The organism is Enterobacter sp. P82, from assembly GCF_037053385.1.
GTDB lineage: Bacteria > Pseudomonadota > Gammaproteobacteria > Enterobacterales > Enterobacteriaceae > Enterobacter.
Genome location: NZ_JBALHX010000001.1, coordinates 1,505,193 through 1,518,057 on the forward strand (window position 1 = coordinate 1,505,193; position 12,865 = coordinate 1,518,057).

Annotated in this window: 15 protein-coding genes; 9 read left to right on the top strand and 6 right to left on the bottom strand. The window is 54.0% G+C overall.

All coding sequences use genetic code 11. The features are described from left to right. Positions 1-78 precede the first annotated feature (78 nt). Genes WB237_RS07025 through WB237_RS07040 form a run of 4 tightly spaced genes read left to right on the top strand, consistent with a single transcriptional unit; the run spans position 79 to position 3,172 of the window. Positions 79-909 (top strand): ABC transporter substrate-binding protein, encoded by an 831-nt coding sequence (locus tag WB237_RS07025; protein WP_336211846.1) that lies wholly within the window; start codon positions 79-81, stop codon positions 907-909. Position 910: 1 nt separating this feature from the next. Continuing rightward, positions 911-1,726, top strand: coding sequence for an amino acid ABC transporter ATP-binding protein (locus WB237_RS07030; protein WP_336211848.1), 816 nt, complete (start codon positions 911-913; stop codon positions 1,724-1,726). Further along, on the top strand, positions 1,726-2,502 hold the full coding sequence (locus WB237_RS07035; RefSeq protein ID WP_129324545.1) for an amino acid ABC transporter permease: 777 nt from the start codon (positions 1,726-1,728) through the stop codon (positions 2,500-2,502). Before WB237_RS07030 ends, WB237_RS07035 begins: the two co-directional genes overlap by 1 nt. Then, positions 2,486-3,172 carry an amino acid ABC transporter permease gene (locus tag WB237_RS07040; protein ID WP_336211851.1) on the top strand — a complete coding sequence of 229 codons (687 nt, stop codon included), beginning with the start codon at positions 2,486-2,488 and terminating at the stop codon, positions 3,170-3,172. Before WB237_RS07035 ends, WB237_RS07040 begins: the two co-directional genes overlap by 17 nt. Here WB237_RS07040 and fumD read toward each other — a convergent pair. From fumD to WB237_RS07060, 4 genes are all read right to left on the bottom strand, one after another. Beyond that, the gene (fumD, locus tag WB237_RS07045) at positions 3,153-3,362 is read right to left on the bottom strand and encodes a fumarate hydratase FumD (protein ID WP_008500615.1); all 210 of its coding nucleotides are present in this window, start codon (positions 3,360-3,362) and stop codon (positions 3,153-3,155) included. The two genes, WB237_RS07040 and fumD, sit on opposite strands and share 20 nt — an antisense overlap. Positions 3,363-3,472: 110 nt before the next feature. Then, positions 3,473-4,285, bottom strand: coding sequence for a MetQ/NlpA family ABC transporter substrate-binding protein (locus WB237_RS07050; protein ID WP_003857677.1), 813 nt, complete (start codon positions 4,283-4,285; stop codon positions 3,473-3,475). Positions 4,286-4,308: 23 nt separating this feature from the next. Next, a complete protein-coding gene (locus WB237_RS07055) occupies positions 4,309-4,977 on the bottom strand; it encodes a methionine ABC transporter permease (protein ID WP_049006353.1) in 669 nt (222 codons plus the stop codon). Further along, a complete protein-coding gene (locus tag WB237_RS07060; protein WP_336211855.1) occupies positions 4,970-5,992 on the bottom strand; it encodes a methionine ABC transporter ATP-binding protein in 1,023 nt (340 codons plus the stop codon). Before WB237_RS07060 ends, WB237_RS07055 begins: the two co-directional genes overlap by 8 nt. 400 nt (positions 5,993-6,392) lie before the next feature. Between WB237_RS07060 and WB237_RS07065 the strand changes: the two genes are divergently transcribed. The 5 genes from WB237_RS07065 to lpp all read left to right on the top strand — a co-directional run bounded on the left by WB237_RS07065 (position 6,393) and on the right by lpp (position 11,265). After that, on the top strand, positions 6,393-7,763 hold the full coding sequence (locus tag WB237_RS07065; protein WP_336211857.1) for a cystathionine beta-synthase: 1,371 nt from the start codon (positions 6,393-6,395) through the stop codon (positions 7,761-7,763). A gap of 11 nt (positions 7,764-7,774) precedes the next feature. After that, positions 7,775-8,920, top strand: a complete 1,146-nt coding sequence (locus tag WB237_RS07070) for a trans-sulfuration enzyme family protein (RefSeq protein ID WP_236920452.1) — start codon at positions 7,775-7,777, stop codon at positions 8,918-8,920. Positions 8,921-9,095: 175 nt separating this feature from the next. Beyond that, on the top strand, positions 9,096-9,290 hold the full coding sequence (ynhH, locus tag WB237_RS23035; protein WP_418721936.1) for a protein YnhH: 195 nt from the start codon (positions 9,096-9,098) through the stop codon (positions 9,288-9,290). A 7-nt stretch (positions 9,291-9,297) separates the two neighbouring features. Beyond that, complete coding sequence (pykF, locus tag WB237_RS07075) at positions 9,298-10,719, top strand: pyruvate kinase PykF (protein ID WP_028017267.1); 1,422 nt, start codon at positions 9,298-9,300, stop codon at positions 10,717-10,719. 309 nt (positions 10,720-11,028) lie between these two features. Then, a complete protein-coding gene (gene lpp, locus WB237_RS07080; RefSeq protein WP_001082307.1) occupies positions 11,029-11,265 on the top strand; it encodes a murein lipoprotein Lpp in 237 nt (78 codons plus the stop codon). A 60-nt stretch (positions 11,266-11,325) separates the two neighbouring features. Here the strand turns inward: lpp and ldtE are convergent, their stop codons facing one another. Further along, positions 11,326-12,339: a L,D-transpeptidase LdtE gene (gene ldtE, locus WB237_RS07085; RefSeq protein ID WP_114979427.1), complete on the bottom strand. Its 1,014-nt coding sequence runs from the start codon at positions 12,337-12,339 to the stop codon at positions 11,326-11,328. A 97-nt stretch (positions 12,340-12,436) separates the two neighbouring features. Next, positions 12,437-12,853 carry a cysteine desulfuration protein SufE gene (gene sufE / locus WB237_RS07090; protein WP_114979426.1) on the bottom strand — a complete coding sequence of 139 codons (417 nt, stop codon included), beginning with the start codon at positions 12,851-12,853 and terminating at the stop codon, positions 12,437-12,439. Positions 12,854-12,865 lie beyond the last annotated feature (12 nt).

Genomic DNA, 12,865 nt, shown 5'->3' on the forward strand with positions numbered 1-12,865 from the left:
CGATTTCTTATTTGGCGATAGCTTTCCCTTATGGGAGCGTAACGGGGCAAAACAAAAACAACGGGATGATTTATTACTATGGCAGCAAACATGAACGGATTTAAAAAACGGACACTGGCACTGGGATTACTGGTGGCTGGCAGTCTGCTCTCAGCACAGGCACAGGCCGATCAGCTGGCGGATATCAAGGCTGCAGGGGTGGTGAAAGTGGCCACATTTGATGCCAACCCGCCGTTTGGCTCGATTGATGCCAAAACGCATGAGATCGTGGGTTACGACGTGGACTTCGCCAAAGCGCTGGCTAAATCACTCGGCGTGAAGCTTGAACTGGTTGCCACCAATCCGGCCAACCGCATTCCGCTGCTGCAGTCCGGCAAAGCCGATCTGATCGTGGCGGATATCACCATCACCCCGGAACGCGCACAGGTCATTGATTTCTCGACGCCTTACTTCGTCACCGGCCAGCAGTTCCTGGTTCCGGCGAAATCACCGGACAAACTCGATGACTATAGCCGGGCGCGTATTGGCGCGGTCAAAGGAACAACGGGCGAACAGGCGCTGCACCAGCGTTTCCCGCAGTCCCGCGTGCTCTCTTATGACGATATTCCACTGGCGCTGACGGCACTGCGCAATGGGAACGTGCAGGCAATCACCCAGGACAGCACTATTCTGGCTGGTCTGCTGGCGCAGGCACCGGATAAAGCCAACTTCAAAATCCTGCCCGATCTGCTTAGTAAAGAAGAGATTGGCGTGGGGGTGAAGAAAGGTGAAACGGCGCTGCTGAAAGCCGTCAACGACGAGCTGGTTAATCTTGAAAAGAACGGTCAGGCAGCAAAAATCTATGATGCCTGGTTTGGTCCAGACACCCCTGCTCCACAGCCTCGTGCCTTTAAAATAGAAGCCCAGTAATATGCTCTCAGGTTTATTTTCACACTCCGCGGTCACTGCCGCGGATTTTTCACATCTGGAACAGGCCAGCGTCGAGTTTCGTCATGTGGACAAACGCTACGGTGACCATCAGGTTTTGAACGACATTAATCTCACCATCACGCCCGGTGAAGTGGTTGCTATCCTCGGCCCTTCGGGTTCCGGTAAATCCACCCTGATTCGTCTCATCAACCAGCTTGAAACCCTGAGCGGCGGGGAGATCCTTGTCGACAACAAACCGACCGGTAAGCTATCTGGTACCGGGCTGCGTCAACTGCGCAGCCGCGTGGGGTTTGTGTTCCAGCAATTCAATCTTTATGCCCATCTCACCGCCAGCCAGAACATCACACTGGCGCTGGAGCAGGTTCACGGCTGGAAGCCGCAACCTGCCCAGGAGCGCGCGCTGTCCCTGCTGGAGAAAGTCGGAATGCTGGAAAAAGCCCACCATTTCCCGACAGAGCTTTCTGGTGGTCAACAGCAGCGCGTGGCGATAGCCCGTGCTCTGGCCTCTTCGCCGCAAATCATTCTCTTCGACGAGCCGACATCGGCTCTCGATCCTGAGATGATTGGCGAAGTGCTGTTTGTGATGAAAGCCCTCGCCCACAGCGGGATCACCATGATCGTCGTGACCCACGAGATGCAGTTTGCCCGGGAGATTGCCGACCGGATCGTCTTTATCGACGGCGGGCAAATTCTCGAGATTGCGCCGCCGGCGCAGTTTTTTAGTCAGCCCTCACATCCGCGCGCGCAGCGTTTCCTGCAAAAGGTGCTTAACCCACTGCATCAGGAGCATCTGTAATGCCCGCGCTCGACTGGCACGGGGTACTGACCGGACAGCCCCTGCAGTGGATATTCTCCGGATTTCTCACCACCCTGTGGGTCACGATTATGGGGGTCATGCTGGCAAGCCTGCTGGCATTACTTTTTATGCTCCTGCGCCTTTCCGGCGGACGCCTCGGGAGCGCCATCGTCAGTGGCTGGGTATCGCTGTTTCGCAATACGCCGCTGCTGGTGCAACTGCTGTTCTGGTATTTTGCCGCCTGGAACGGATTACCACAGGCGTTTCGCGACGTGGTTAACGCGGATCACAGCTGGTCAATTCTGCCCGGCGACGTCTGGTGGTTTACGCCCGAGTTTTTATGTTCCGCCTGGGGGTTGGGCGTCTTTACCTCGGCGTTTTTAATCGAAGAGGTGGAGTCAGGGTTACGTTCTGTGCCTGCCGGACAACGGGAGGCCGCGCTGGCTCAGGGTTTCTCTTCGTGGCGTTTGTTTCGTCACATCCTTCTGCCGCAGGGCCTGGCCAACGCCTGGCAGCCCGTTGTGGGGCAGTACCTTAATCTGATGAAGCTCTCCTCGCTCGCCAGCGGGATTGGCTTTGCCGAACTCACCTACCAGGTCAGGCAGATTGAAAGCTACAACGCGCATGCGCTGGAAGCATTTACTGTCGGTACCGCACTCTATCTCCTGACCGGTCTGGTCATGGGAATGGTGCTGGTTCGTATTGGACCTCAGGCGAAACGTAAACGCCCCATCGCTGTCACCGCAGGGAGTGAAAAACATGATTGCCGGACTTAATGTCATCACCGATAACCTCGATTATCTGCTGTGGGGACGCGCGGCAGCGGGTGAACCGGGCGGCGTATTGCTCTCGTTGATGATGGCGACTGGAGCCGCCGCCATCGCTCTGCCCGGTGGGATAGTTCTCGCGTGTCTGGCCTGGCGCTTTACCGGGCTCCTACGCAAGCTGCTCTTCTTGTGGGCAGAGCTGATCCGCGGTATCCCGCTCATCTTCGTGATTTTCTGGATGTGGTATCTGCTGCCGCTCATTACCGGAGGCGACATGCCGGGAGCGCTTACCGTCACGCTGGCCCTGGCCTGGTTTACGGCGGCAACCGTGATGCACTCGGTGCTGGCCGGACTTAACGCGCTACCCTCCGGGCAATATGAGGCTGCCCTGTCTCAGGGATTCAGCACGCAACAAACGTTGTTGCGCGTACTGCTGCCGCAGGCGCTGAGGAATATTCTGCCGTCACTGGTGGGGATTTTTATCAGCCTGCTGAAGGATACGTCGCTGGCGTTTATCGTGAACGTACCGGAACTGACCACAGTCGCGGGACAGGTCAACAACCGGGTGCAAATCTACCCGGCGGCCATTTTTATCTTTACGGGTGTGGTCTACTATCTGCTCTGCTGCTCGCTGGAGCAGCTTGCGAAACGCTGGCGTATTACCCGGCCAGCGCTTTAACCACCGTTTCCATCGCTTCAGTTGTCAATTCACTGCGTTTAACGCGCTGGTTCGCCAGCGCGGTACGCAGTACTCCGGCAATGACAATATGCTTTGGCTCCTGCCCTAAATCACGCATCTCAAGCACCACCTTACCGACTACCCGGCACATCTCCTGATACAGCGCTTCATCTTTAGTCACATTACCCATCGTCATCACTCCATTGCCTGTTAAACGTTGAGCTTAAATGATTCTCCTGCCGGATACAAAAAAGAAGCCCGGCGAGATACTCGCCGGGCTTCATCTGTAAAATCAGCTAATTAGTTGTTTACTGGAATGACTGCGCCTTTGTACTTGGTGCGGATCCAGTCCTGAATCTCTTTCGAGTGCAGCACGTTCACCAGCGCAACGATATCTTTCTTCTTCTCGTCACCGCGATGGACGGTGATGATGTTGGCGTACGGGTTGTTTTCACCGCTCTCAACCGCAATCGGGTCGTGAACCGGATCCAGACCGGCGTCAATCGCGTAGTTGGCGTTGATCACCACAGCAGCGCCTTCATCATTGTTGTACATCTGCGGCAGCAGAGAGGCTTCAACGTTAGGGGTGAACTGCAGCTTTTTCGGGTTTTCTACGATGTCGCTGATGCGCGCGGTCACTTTGTCGATGCCCGGTTTCAGCTTGATCACGCCCTCTTTTTCAAAGATAGAGAGGATACGACCCTCTTCAGAAACAGCGTCACGCATGATGATCTTGCCGCCTTCCGGCAGATCTTTCAGCGACTTATATTTTTTAGAGTAAATGCCGATTGGCTCAATGTGGATCGCGCCTGCACTGACAAAATCATAATCCTTGTCGCCCGCATGATCTTTCAGAACGCTGTTCAGGTAAGGGATGTGCTGGAAATAGTTCGCGTCGATATCATGACCCGCCAGCGCAGTGTTGGGCAGAATGTAGTCCTGGAACGGTTTAATCTCCAGGTCGATACCCTGCTTCGCCAGAATCGGCTTAGCCTGCTCCAGAATTTCAGCGTGTGGCGTGTTGGATGCCCCCACGGTCAGGGTATCGGCCCAGGAGGCAAAGCTCAGGGCACTCAGGGTTGCTGCAGCGATCAATGTCAGTGTCTTTTTCATGATGTGGTTCCTGTGTGTATTTATTAGCGTTTATCTAACAGTGAAGTAATGATGTCGCCGCAGAACTGAATGATGAAAACGATGATTAAAATAGTCACCGTTGCCACCAGCGTGACGTCACCATGGTTGCGCTGGAATCCTTCCAGATAAGCCAGATTTCCCAAACCACCGGCGCCAATCACCCCTGCCATCGCGCTGTAACTCACCAGCGCAATCAGCGTCACCGTAATACCTGATACCAGTGCAGGTGATGATTCCGGCAGTAAAACCCGAAACACTAACGTGCTCAGTCGTGCGCCCATCGAGCGAGTTGCTTCGATGACGCCTTTATCCACTTCACGCAGGGCGATCTCCACCAGGCGTGCGTAGAACGGTGCGGCGCCGACAATCAGTGCCGGCAGTGCCGCGTTGGCGCCAAGGATGGTGCCAACAATGGTCTTGGTGAACGGGATCAGCAACACAATCAAAATGATGAACGGAATAGAACGGAACACGTTCACCACAATCGAAATGACGCTATACACCGTGCGATTGTGGAACAGCCCACCGCGTGCGGTTAAAAACAGCGCCAGCCCCAGCACAATACCCAGCACAAACGTCGCCACGCCTGAAAGCGCCGTCATGTACAGCGTCTCCAGCGTCGCCGCCCAGAGCTGATCCCATTTGAGATGCGGAAAGAGATTCTCAGCCATGTTTAATCACCTCGCCTTCAATATCGCTGTGCTGCAGGTCGGCGAGGATATTGTTCAGTTGTTCGTCAGATGCCACGACGTGCACCCAGAGCTGGCCAAACACGCCGTGGGCGGTTTGCGTCATTTTCCCGTGCAGGATGTTAAACGGCAGGCCGTAGCGGAGGGTCAACTCACCCACGATCGGCTTATGCGTGCTGTGCCCGGTAAACGTCAGTTTGATGACCGTGCCTTCCAGATCGTTTGCCAGCTCGCTATTGAAGGTTTCCTCCTCGGCATACTGGCTTACCTGGCGGACAAACTGCTGCGTAATGGGCTGTTGTGGATGGGTAAAGACGCTCAGCACATCCCCTTCTTCCACCACTTTACCGTTCTCCATTACCGCCACGCGGTCGCAGATTTTGCGCACCACGTGCATCTCGTGGGTGATCAACACGATGGTCAGTTTGAAGCGGCGGTTAATATCCAGCAGCAGATCTAGGATCTGATCGGTAGTCTGCGGGTCGAGCGCTGACGTAGCTTCATCACAGAGCAGCACGTCGGGGTTATTCGCTAGCGCACGCGCAATGCCTACACGTTGCTTTTGCCCGCCGCTCAACTCCGACGGGTACGCATTCTCACGCCCTTTCAGCCCAACGAGCTCGACAAGCTCGGCCACGCGCGCCTTGATTCTCGCTTTCGGCACACCTGCAATTTGCATTGAAAACGCGATGTTTTCTGAAACCGTGCGCGACCACAGCAGGTTGAAATGCTGGAACACCATACTGATTTTCAGGCGTGCCTGGCGCAGCGCCTCGCCACTGGCGGCAGAAATGTTCTGCCCATTAATGGTGACACTTCCGGTGCTGGGTCTTTCCAGACCGTTCAGCAGACGAATCAGCGTGCTTTTCCCGGCCCCACTGTAACCAATAATTCCGTAAATCTGTCCCTGCTCTACCGCCAAGTTGACGTCATCAACGGCAGTCAGTGCCACTTTTCCGTTGTCAAAAACCTTCGAAATATTACTCAGTACAATCATTCTTATTCGTTATCCGTCCCGCGCATAGCGGTTTAGAAGTATGGATGTCCAAACGAGTGTAAACAGGCGTTATCAGCTTTTAAATGAATAAAAAGGTATGTGTTATAACCGTGGGGAATAAACAGCGGATTTACCGGGAGGGAAGCATTTAGACCAATTTCAGCAATGATTATCTGCCAAATGTATATCTGCTGGCTGACACCCTTAAAAATCGGTCATTTTTGCAGCATTTCTCACTAGTATAGCCATCCTCACATCCAGACAACTTTACGCCTTGCTATCCTGACATCCAAAAACGGCATTTATATTCCTTTCAGTTCTAAACGGCAGTGAATGGTTCTTTATTGCGAAAATTACACCGCCCTATCATCCCGTCATGACATCCAGAAAGGAAAATATCATGACGATTTATCACTCCGTCACCGAATTGATTGGCCGTACGCCACTTATCCAACTGCATAAGCTTGATACCGGTCCCTGCTCGCTGTTCCTGAAGCTGGAAAACCAGAACCCGGGCGGTTCTATTAAGGATCGCGTTGCGCTGTCGATGATTAACGAAGCGGAGCGTACCGGCCAGCTGCAGCCGGGCGGCACGATTATTGAGGCGACGGCAGGGAATACCGGTCTCGGCCTGGCCCTGATCGCCGCTCAGAAAGGCTACTCGCTGATCCTGGTGGTACCGGACAAAATGAGCCGCGAGAAGATTTTCCACCTGCGTGCGCTGGGTGCTCAGGTGGTACTGACCCGCTCCGACGTTAATAAGGGCCATCCCGCCTACTACCAGGATTACGCCCGACGTCTGGCTAACGAGATCCCCGGCGCGTTTTACATCGACCAGTTCAATAACGACGCCAACCCGCTGGCGCACCGCACCACCACGGCACCGGAACTGTATGAGCAGTTGGACGGCAAGATCGACGCTATCGTCGTGGGCGTGGGTTCAGGCGGGACGCTGGGCGGTCTGCAGGCCTGGTTCGCCGAGCACTCTCCGCACACGGAATTTGTGCTGGCAGACCCGGCAGGATCCGTTCTGGCAGACCAGGTAGAAACCGGGAAATATCACGATGCCGGCTCCTGGCTGGTTGAGGGGATTGGCGAAGACTTTATTCCGCCACTGGCCCACATTGAAGGTGTGAATCGCGCCTGGCGCATCACCGACCGGGAAGCCTTCACTACCGCGCGCGAACTGCTAAAAACGGAAGGCATTCTGGCGGGCTCCTCCAGCGGCACACTGCTGGCGGCGGCGCTGAAATATTGCCAGGCGCAGACCACGCCAAAACGCGTGGTCACCTTCGCCTGCGACAGCGGCAATAAGTATCTCTCGAAGATGTTCAACGATGACTGGATGCGTCAGCAAGGCCTGATCACGCGCCCGCAGGCCGGCGATCTCTCCGACTATATCGCCTTGCGCCACGATGAAGGGGCTACCGTCACCGCCGCCCCGGACGACACGCTTGCCACCGTACTGGCACGCATGCGTCTGTATGACATCTCCCAGTTGCCGGTACTGGAGAACGGCAAGGTCGTCGGCATTATCGACGAATGGGATCTCCTGCGGAATATCGACGGCGATGGCGATCGCTTCGCACTTCCCGTAACTGAGGCCATGACCCGTCAGGTGGAGTTCCTCGATAAACGCGCTCCAGAGAGCGACCTGAATACCATTTTCGACCGCGGTCTGGTGGCCGTGATCAATGACAACGACCGTTTTCTCGGTCTGATTACGCGCAGCGACGTTCTGACCGCCTGGCGCAACCGCCTTCAGCAATAAAGGAATAAAAGATGAAAAACCTGGCAACCCTGAGCGTACATAGCGGCGAGTTTAACGATCAACATGGCGCAGTTATGCCACCGATTTACGCCACATCGACGTTTGCGCAACCGTCTCCCGGGGAACATACCGGCTATGAATATTCCCGCAGCGGCAACCCAACCCGCCATGCGCTGGAAACCGCCATAGCTGAACTGGAAGGTGGCACGCGCGGCTACGCGTTTGCCTCCGGTCTGGCGGCCATCTCCACGGTGCTCGAACTGCTGGATAAAGACAGCCATATTGTCGCCATTGATGACGTTTACGGTGGGACCTACCGCCTGATTGAAAATGTGCGCAAGCGCAGTACCGGGTTGCAGGTCAGTTGGGTTAAACCTGATGACTTAGCCGGGCTTGATGCCGCCATTCGCCCGGATACACGTATGATCTGGGTCGAAACGCCAACCAACCCACTGCTTAAGCTGGCGGACCTGGCGGCCATTGCAGCTATCGCCCGTCGTCATAACGTCATCAGCGTGGCGGATAACACCTTCGCGTCGCCGGTGATCCACCGTCCGCTGGAATCGGGTTTCGATATCGTGGTGCACTCCGCGACCAAATACCTTAACGGCCACTCTGACGTCGTCGCCGGACTGGCGGTGGTAGGAGATAACCAGGCGCTGGCGGACAAACTTGGCTACCTGCAAAACGCGGTCGGTGGCGTACTGGATCCGTTCAGCAGTTTCCTGACGCTGCGGGGTATTCGCACGCTGGCATTGAGGGTAGAAAAGCACAGCACCAACGCGCTGGCGATTGCGCAATGGCTGGAGCAACATCCGCAGGTTGAAAAAGTGTTCTATCCAGGACTGGAATCGCACCCACAATATTCGCTTGCCCGCACGCAGATGGCATTGCCCGGCGGAATGATTTCTGTTGTCGTAAAAGGCGATGCGCAACGTGCAGCAGAAGTGATTCGCAACCTGAAGTTGTTCACCCTTGCGGAAAGCCTGGGCGGCGTTGAGAGCCTTGTGAGCCAGCCTTACAGCATGACGCACGCCTCGATTCCGCTGGAGCAACGCCTGGCAAACGGCATTGTGCCGCAGCTGATCCGCCTGTCAGTGGGAATTGAAGATCCAAAAGACCTGATTGCCGACCTCAGCCAGGCGCTGCAAAAATAAGCAAAATGCGGCAGGTTAATCCCCTGCCGCCATAAGTTGTCATTATGGCTTAACGCCTTGATAACAATATTATGTGAAACTTCACAGATTATTTCTGAAACACCGTTTCCATTTTCCTTTTAGCTAAAAATCAGCGTATAATGCGCGCCTAATCCCTGGTGAATGGTTTCAGCGCTTGGAATACAAAAAACAACGTACAACTTCTCCTCTCCTTCGTTGGGCTGTCACTCAGGCACACTTTCTTCTGCACGCTCATTTGATGTCTCCTATCCTTAGTGCGTGTCATATACTCTTTTGCAACACAGGTTTGACTCCGCGGCGGTGCGCCCCCGGAGCGAGATTTCCATATCCTTCCCAACTTAAAGACTAAGACTGTCATGAAAAAGACGAAAATTGTTTGTACTATCGGCCCGAAAACCGAATCTGAAGAGATGCTGAGCAAAATGCTGGATGCCGGCATGAACGTGATGCGTCTGAACTTCTCCCATGGTGACTACGCAGAACACGGACAGCGTATCCAGAACTTGCGCAACGTGATGAGCAAGACCGGTAAAAAAGCCGCGATCCTGCTGGATACCAAAGGTCCTGAAATCCGCACCATCAAACTGGAAGGCGGTAACGACGTCTCTCTGAAAGCGGGCCAGACTTTCACCTTCACAACTGACAAATCCGTTGTCGGCAACAGCGAAATCGTTGCAGTGACCTACGAAGGCTTCACCAGCGACCTGTCCGTCGGTAACACCGTACTGGTAGACGATGGTCTGATCGGTATGGAAGTCACCGCTATCGAAGGTAACAAAGTTATCTGTAAAGTGCTGAACAACGGCGACCTGGGTGAAAACAAAGGCGTTAACCTGCCAGGCGTTTCCATCGCGCTGCCAGCACTGGCTGAAAAAGACAAACAGGACCTGATCTTCGGTTGCGAGCAAGGCGTTGACTTCGTTGCGGCCTCTTTCATCCGCAAACGTTCCGACGTGGTTGAGATCCGTGAGCACCTGAAAGCGCACGGCGGCGAGAAGATCCAGATCATCTCCAAAATTGAAAACCAGGAAGGCCTGAACAACTTCGACGAAATCCTCGAAGCCTCTGACGGCATCATGGTTGCACGTGGCGACCTGGGCGTTGAAATCCCGGTTGAAGAAGTGATCTTCGCGCAGAAGATGATGATCGAGAAATGTGTTCGCGCGCGTAAAGTGGTTATCACTGCAACGCAGATGCTGGACTCCATGATCAAAAACCCACGCCCAACCCGCGCAGAAGCAGGTGACGTGGCAAACGCCATCCTCGACGGTACTGATGCAGTTATGCTGTCTGGCGAATCCGCGAAGGGTAAATATCCGCTGGAAGCGGTGACCATCATGGCCACCATCTGCGAACGTACCGACCGCGTGATGAAAAGCCGTCTGGATTACAATAACGACAGCCGTAAACTGCGCATCACTGAAGCCGTGTGCCGTGGTGCAGTTGAAACTGCAGAGAAGCTGGAAGCGCCACTGATCGTCGTAGCCACCCAGGGCGGTAAATCTGCTCGTGCTGTGCGTAAATACTTCCCGGATGCGACCATCCTTGCACTGACCACCAACGAAACCACTGCTCGTCAGCTGGTACTGAGCAAAGGCGTTGTGCCTCACCTGGTGAAAGAAATTGCCTCTACCGATGATTTCTATCGTCTGGGTAAAGAAGTGGCTCTGGAACTGGTTGATCGTGGTCTGGCGCAGAAAGGTGACGTTGTGGTCATGGTTTCTGGTGCACTGGTACCAAGCGGAACCACCAATACAGCATCTGTTCACGTGCTGTAATAATTCCCGAACGAATTAATTTTGATAAAAAGCGCCCGCCGGGCGCTTTTTTTATTCCTGCCGTTAGCCAAAGTCATTCAAAATGCAAATCGGGTTTTTCTATTTAATTGCGATTTATCTAAGATGAATCCGATGATAAATGCCTTTTTTTACATAGATTTTTGCCCGAAAAGGGCTGATTCGATGCTTCTTTGAGCGAACGATCAAAAATAGGGGTATTCCCATCAAAAAAATATTCTCAACCCAAAAAACTTTGTGTAATACTTGTAACGCTACATGGAGATTAACTCAATCTAGAGGGTATTAATAATGAATCGTACTAAACTGGTACTGGGCGCGGTAATCCTGGGTTCTACTCTGCTGGCTGGTTGCTCCAGCAACGCTAAAATCGATCAGCTGTCTTCTGACGTTCAGACTCTGAACGCTAAAGTTGACCAGCTGAGCAACGACGTGAACGCAATGCGTTCCGACGTTCAGGCTGCTAAAGACGACGCAGCTCGCGCTAACCAGCGTCTGGACAACCAGGCTACTAAATACCGTAAGTAATAGTACCTGTTAATAAAATGGCGCACATTGTGCGCCATTTTTTTTGCCTGCATTAAACAGCTACTGCGTCACCTTCTCCCCTTCATCTTCCGCTACTGCAGCAGACGCCTGACTGTTCTGCACCGACAACACATTATTACTGGCTGATGGCGCGCTACCCGACGATACAACAACCGGGATCCCGGCACGGCGTGACAGGGCCTTATTGATAAGCGCTTTATCACTTCCCGCCTGAGAAACAAACGTCGCAAAGTCTGCGGAATGCGTGATTGGCGAAACCTGCGGGTTTTCCCCCTCAACCTGCGCCAACGGACGGTGGACTTCAATATAGCGTTTACCATCGGGCTCGACGGAAAACTTCACGGGCTCATTGATAATCTGTACCCGCGTGCCAACACGCACCTGTTCGAACAGAGCTTTAATGTCCGGGGCATTCATCCGCATGCAGCCAGAGCTGACCCGCAGGCCGACACTGTCCGGCGCACTGGTGCCGTGGATCAGGTATTCCCCATTACCCACGCCTAAACGCAGTGCGAAGCGTCCTAGCGGGTTATTTGGCCCGGCGGGTACAACCGGAGGCAATTTAATCCCCTGCTCCAGCGAGCGTGCTCTGATGCCCGGTGTTGGTGTCCAGGTGGGATTAGGGATTTTCTGGCTCACACGCGTAGTCGTGACCGGTGTTTCCAGCCCCAGTTGTCCGATGCCGAGTGGAAAGACCTGAACCCTGTTTTCACCCGGTGGGAAGTAGTAGAGACGAAGTTCAGCAAGGTTTACCACAATACCCTCACGCGGCGTATCCGGGAGTAGCATCTGCGACGGGATAGTGATAACAGTTCCCGGAGCAGGGTTCACCGGCGCAATGGTATTATTTGCTTCAAGGATGACCTGGGCTGCAGTATTAAACCGGCGGGCAATGGTCTGCAGCTTATTATCCCCTTCCTGTATCGTGTAAGTTTGATTTTGCCCAATCAGACGACTGCCTGCGGGCGGCAACGGGTAATCCATCGCACGAGCCGAATGAAGAGCACCGAGCGAACCAAGGAGTAATAGAGTTATTAGAGACGCGCGCTTCATGCTGAGATTCCTTATTCACTGACAGAACGCCAGAAAGCTGAAAAACCAGCGAGGCGGGAACCACCTCGCGAAACAGAATGAATGCTGTTTTGTAAGTCTAGCTAAGGATTGCAGCTTTAGCGCGAATGGCGCGAATCATCGCTTCGAGTCCCTGGGAACGGGAGGGGGTGAGGTGTTGAGTCAGGGCCATTTTTTCAAACCACGGGCGGACATCAAACGCAACAATGTCCTGCGCAGACATCTGGTGATAAAGAATAAACACCACGGCGATAAGCCCTTTCACAATTGCCGCATCACTGTCGCCGTGCAACTGGATTGTGCCGTCGCGAGATTGCTCCATCACAATCCATACCTGGCTCTGGCAGCCCTGAATAGTATTCTCCGGGTTATGCGCCTCTTCACTGAGCGGGGGTAAACGCTGTCCCAGCTCAATAATATAGAGATACTTCTCTTCCCAGTTCGCGCAACGCCCGAAGTTACGCAGCAATTTATCTTTATCCGGCAACTCTGCCATATTTAGCCTCTC

Bases quoted from the DNA above. Each gene is read 5' to 3' on its own strand.
- WB237_RS07025 (WP_336211846.1), top strand. From the start codon at position 79: ATGGCAGCAAACATGAACGGATTTAAAAAACGGACACTGGCACTGGGA.
- WB237_RS07030 (WP_336211848.1), top strand. From the start codon at position 911: ATGCTCTCAGGTTTATTTTCACACTCCGCGGTCACTGCCGCGGATTTT.
- WB237_RS07035 (WP_129324545.1), top strand. From the start codon at position 1,726: ATGCCCGCGCTCGACTGGCACGGGGTACTGACCGGACAGCCCCTGCAG.
- WB237_RS07040 (WP_336211851.1), top strand. From the start codon at position 2,486: ATGATTGCCGGACTTAATGTCATCACCGATAACCTCGATTATCTGCTG.
- fumD (WP_008500615.1), bottom strand. From the start codon at position 3,362: ATGGGTAATGTGACTAAAGATGAAGCGCTGTATCAGGAGATGTGCCGG.
- WB237_RS07050 (WP_003857677.1), bottom strand. From the start codon at position 4,285: ATGAAAAAGACACTGACATTGATCGCTGCAGCAACCCTGAGTGCCCTG.
- WB237_RS07055 (WP_049006353.1), bottom strand. From the start codon at position 4,977: ATGGCTGAGAATCTCTTTCCGCATCTCAAATGGGATCAGCTCTGGGCG.
- WB237_RS07060 (WP_336211855.1), bottom strand. From the start codon at position 5,992: ATGATTGTACTGAGTAATATTTCGAAGGTTTTTGACAACGGAAAAGTG.
- WB237_RS07065 (WP_336211857.1), top strand. From the start codon at position 6,393: ATGACGATTTATCACTCCGTCACCGAATTGATTGGCCGTACGCCACTT.
- WB237_RS07070 (WP_236920452.1), top strand. From the start codon at position 7,775: ATGAAAAACCTGGCAACCCTGAGCGTACATAGCGGCGAGTTTAACGAT.
- pykF (WP_028017267.1), top strand. From the start codon at position 9,298: ATGAAAAAGACGAAAATTGTTTGTACTATCGGCCCGAAAACCGAATCT.
- lpp (WP_001082307.1), top strand. From the start codon at position 11,029: ATGAATCGTACTAAACTGGTACTGGGCGCGGTAATCCTGGGTTCTACT.
- ldtE (WP_114979427.1), bottom strand. From the start codon at position 12,339: ATGAAGCGCGCGTCTCTAATAACTCTATTACTCCTTGGTTCGCTCGGT.
- sufE (WP_114979426.1), bottom strand. From the start codon at position 12,853: ATGGCAGAGTTGCCGGATAAAGATAAATTGCTGCGTAACTTCGGGCGT.